This window comes from Streptomyces actuosus (genome assembly GCF_016921115.1).
GTDB lineage: Bacteria > Actinomycetota > Actinomycetes > Streptomycetales > Streptomycetaceae > Streptomyces > Streptomyces actuosus_A.
Genome location: NZ_JAFFZS010000081.1, coordinates 1 through 4458, shown reverse-complemented (window position 1 = coordinate 4458; position 4458 = coordinate 1). Strand labels below are relative to the sequence as shown.

At 72.5% G+C, this 4458-nt stretch carries 2 protein-coding genes; both read right to left on the bottom strand.

Going from position 1 to position 4458, the window contains the following annotated elements; translation table 11 throughout:
• Positions 1-1849: type I polyketide synthase (locus tag JS756_RS35520; protein ID WP_205387399.1), on the bottom strand; the 1849-nt coding region annotated here is incomplete at its 3' end.
• A gap of 128 nt (positions 1850-1977) precedes the next feature.
• On the bottom strand, positions 1978-4458 hold a 2481-nt coding region (locus JS756_RS35515; protein WP_205387398.1), incomplete at its 5' end, for an SDR family NAD(P)-dependent oxidoreductase.

Genomic DNA, 4458 nt, shown 5'->3' with positions numbered 1-4458 from the left:
ACCCCACAAACGGCGCCAACGCCCGCTCACACGCCTCCATCGACGCCGCAAAAACAGCCGACTCCCCCCACAACTCCCGCCCCATACCAACCCACTGCGCCCCCTGCCCCGGAAACACAAACACCACGCCGTCGGGTACGACGTCGAAGCTGCCGTTGATCACTCCGGGTGCCGTCCCCTGAGCCGCCAAGGTGTCCAGGGTGTGGCCGAGTTCGTGACGTTCGGTGCCGAGGGCTACGGCCCGGTGCTCGAAGGCGGCTCGCGTGGCCGCCAGCGACCAGGCGATGTCCACCGGCCGTACGAGCTCGTCGGCCGATTCCGCGAAAGCGGCCAACCGCCCCGCCTGCCCCGCCAGACTCTCCGGTCCGCGCCCGGACACAAGCCACGGCACGGCGCTGCCCGTGGTGAACACCGGGGGCGTCCCGGCCTCGTCGCCGGGCTCCGCTTCGGGAGCGGTCTCGGGGGCGGGCTCCGGGGCCTGCTCCAGGAGGACGTGCGCGTTGGTGCCGCTGCCGCCGAAGGAGGAGACGCCGGCGCGGCGCGGACGGCCGGTCTCGGGCCAAGCCTGGTGGTGCGTGAGGAGTTCCACGGCGCCGGAGGACCAGTCGACGTGCGGGGTCGGCTCGTCCAGGTGCAGCAACTTCGGCAGGACGCCGTGGCGCATGGCCAGCACCGTCTTGATGACGCCGGCGACGCCCGAACTTGCCTGGAGATGGCCGATGTTGGCCTTGAGGGAGCCCATGTACAGGGGGCGTTCGCGGTCCTGGCCGTACACGGCGAGCACCGCCTGGGCCTCGATCGGGTCACCGAGGGTGGTGCCCGTGCCGTGGGCCTCCACCGCGTCCACCAGGTCCGGGGTGAGTCGCGCGTTGGCCAGCGCGGCCCGGATCACACGCTCCTGCGACGGCCCGTTGGGCGCCGTGAGACCGTTGCTCGCACCGTCCTGATTGACCGCGGAACCCCGAACGACCGCCAGCACCGGATGCCCGTTGCGCCGGGCGTCCGACAGCCGCTCCAACAGCAGCACCCCGACACCCTCACCCCAGCCCGTACCGTCCGCACCCGCCGCGAACGGCTTGCACCGACCGTCCGCCGCCAGCCCCCGCTGCCGACTGAACTCCACGAAGTTGCGGGGACCGGCCATCACCGTGGCACCGGCGGCGATGGCGAGTCGGCACTCGTCCTGGCGCAGTGCCTGCACGGCGAGATGCAGGGCGACCAGCGACGAGGAGCACATGGTGTCGACCGTGACGGCGGGTCCCTCGAATCCGAGGGTGTAGGCGATGCGCCCGGAGAGCACGGCTCCGGAGCCGCCGGTCAGCATGTGACCCTCGACCCGGTCACGGGTGTGCGCCGCCGCGGCACCGTAGCCCTGGTCGCTGCTGCCGACGAAGACGCCCGCCTTCTCGCCGCGCAGTGTGCCGGGGTCGATGCCGGCGCGTTCGAGCACCTCCCAGGAGGTCTCCAGCAGCAGCCGCTGCTGCGGGTCCATCACCGTGGCCTCGCGCGGCGAGATCCCGAAGAAGGCGGGGTCGAAGTCGGCGGCGTCGTACAGGAACGATCCGGAGCGGGTGTAGCTCGTGCCCTGGTGCTCGGGGTCCGGGTGGTACAGGTTCTCCAGGTCCCAGCCTCGGTCGGCGGGCAGCTCCGAGACGGTGTCGACGTCTGCGGCGAGCAGGTCCCAGAACTCCTCGGGGGTGTGGGCGTTTCCGGGGAAGCGGCAGCTCATCGAGACGATGGCGATGGGCTCCTGCTGGCGGGCCTCCATGTCCTGGAGGCGGCGGCGGGCCTGCCGCAGGTCGGTGGTGACCAGCTTGAGGTAGTCGCGGAGCTTGTCCTCGTTAGCCATGAACGTCATCAGTCCCTAGAGCAGGCCCGAAGGCATGGAGTCACCCGCACGGCGTCGGCAACGGGCAGGTCGGGAATCGTGCGCAGGGACCGGACGGGCCGCTGGGGGTGGCGGCCCGCCCGGCCGGTCTAGTTGAGGCCGAGTTCCTTGTCGATCAGGTCGAACATCTCGTCGTCGGAGACGGCCTCGAGAAGTGAGTCGTCGGAGTCGGTGCTCGCTGCCGCGGTCTCCGCGGGGCTGTCGGAGAGGCGCCACAGCAGGGCCTGCAGCCGGGCGGTGATCCTGCCGCGGGCCGCATCGTCAGCGGGGTCGAGCGTGGCGACGGCGTCCTCCAGCTCGTCCAGTGCGGGAAGTTCCTGCCCTGTCTGCTGCCGGCTGTCCGGAGCCAGCTGGGACAGCAGACGGCCGGCGAGGGCGGACGGGGTCGGGTGGTCGAAGACCAGCGTGGCGGGCAGCGCGAGCCCGGTCGCCTCCTTGAGCCGGTTGCGCAGCTCGACCGCGGTGAGCGAGTCGAACCCGAGATCGCGGAAGGCGTGACCGGGACTGATCGCAGCGGTGCCGTCATGGCCGAGAACCGCCGCGACCTGGGTGCGGACGAGATGCAGGACCACCCGCTCCCGCTCGGTGCGGGTGGCACCGGTCAGCCGGTCGGTGAACGCCCCCGCCGGACCCGTGTCCACCCCGGTGTCGGCGCCGCCACCGGCTGCGGAGCGGGCCGCCTCGGCAACGGCTCTGCGCACCTCCGGGACCTCGTCGAAGAGACGACGGCGGCGGGCGGCGGAGTAGGTCGCCGTGAACCGGTCCCAGAGGACGTCGGCGACGATCAGGAACGTCTCGTCCCGGCCGAGCGCCTGTTGCACCGCGCCGACGGCCACCTCCGGGTCCATGGTGGGCACGCCGTAGCGCCGGAGCCGGTCGCTCTCGGCGTCGTCGACCATGCCGCCGCCCGCCCAAGCTCCCCAGGCTATGGAGGTCGCCACCCTGCCGCGGGCGCGGCGCCACTCGGCGAACGCGTCGAGGTAGGCGTTCGCCGCCGCATAACCGCAGTGACCGCTGTCGCCCCAGACGCCCGCGCCGGAGGAGAACAGGACGAACGCCTCCAGCGGCCGGTCCGCGAGCAGCGCGTCCAGATGGACGGCTCCGGCGATCTTCGCTTCCGTCACCGCGCGCAGCGCACCGAGGTCGGTCTCCTCCACGGCGACGGCCGGCGGCTCCAGCCCGGCCGCGTGCACCACGGCGTTGACGGGCGCGCTCTCCGGCACGTGCGCGAGCAGGTCGGCCAGTGCGTCCCGGTCGGTCATGTCACAGGCGGCGATGGTCACGTGGGTTCCCAGCGCAGTGAGTTCCGCCTCAAGCTCCACCGCGCCCGGCGCTTCGAGCCCCCTGCGGCTGAGCAGCAGCAGATGCTCGGCACCGGTCGCGGCGAGCCGTCGCGCAAGGTGAGCGCCGAGGGCACCGGTGCCGCCGGTGATGAGCGTCGTGCCGGAGAATCCGACGGCACGGCGCTCGGCCGTCTCGGTGCCGGAACCGGAACCGACGGGCTTGCGGATCATCCGGCGTACGTAGAGGCCGTCGGTGCGGACGGCGAACTGGTCCTCGTCGTCGCCACCGGACAGGCCCGCGAAGACCCGGTTCCAGGTGTGCGCGTCGGGTTCAGCGGTGTCGGAGTGGCCGTCGGTACCGGCGGCAAGGACGGCCGGAAGGTCGAGGAGGCCGCCCCAGCGGTGCGGGTGCTCCAAGCCGTAGACCCGGCCGAGCCCCCAGACCGCGGCCTGCTCCGGAACCGGTCCGCCCATGGACGTCCCGGACGGTCCGTCCACGGTCACCGCTCCCCGGGTCACGGTCCACAGCGGCAGCTGCACGGAGGTGTCCGTCAGGGCCTGCATGAGCAGCAGGGTCGCGGTGACGGGCCGGGGCACGCCCGGGTCCGCCGTCTCGTCCGTGGACGCCTCGCCAATCGGTTCGAGCGGCAGCAGGTTGAGCACGGCGCCGGCGGCCGGGCTCCGATCCATCGCCTCCCTCAGGCGCGCAGCCAAGGTGGCCCGGTCCTCGCGGTCCACGTCGAAGAGGACCGTCTCCACGGTGTCGACCGCGTCGTGGTCGCGGAGGCGCTCGACAAGTTGCTGTATGAGGCCGCCGCTGCCGGAGTCGGAGTCTCCGCCGGGCAGCACGACCAGCCAGTGGGAGGGGAGCGCCCCGGGTACGGCGGTGCCCACGTCAGCCGGCTGCCAGGTCACGGTGTAGCGCCAGGAGTCCAGCAGCGCACTCTCCCGCCTGCGTCGACGCCACTCGGCCAGCACGGGCAGGACCGGTTCGGCGGCCCCCAGCGTCTCGCGATGTTCCGGGGCGAGGTCGAGAGTGTCGGCCAGGGCTTCCAGATCCTCACGCTCGACCGCTTCCCAGAAGCGGGCGTCCACGTCGGTGCCGGTAGCGCCTGCGGCCTCGTACGGCATTGCGGGGTCGGGAACGTCGAGCCAGTGGTGGCGGTGTTGGAAGGCGTACGTCGGTAGGTCGACGACGCGGCCTCCCCGACCGGCCAGGACCCGCGTCCAGTCCACCGCCACCCCACGCACCCACGCCTCCGCCAACGAGGCCACGAACCGCTCCGC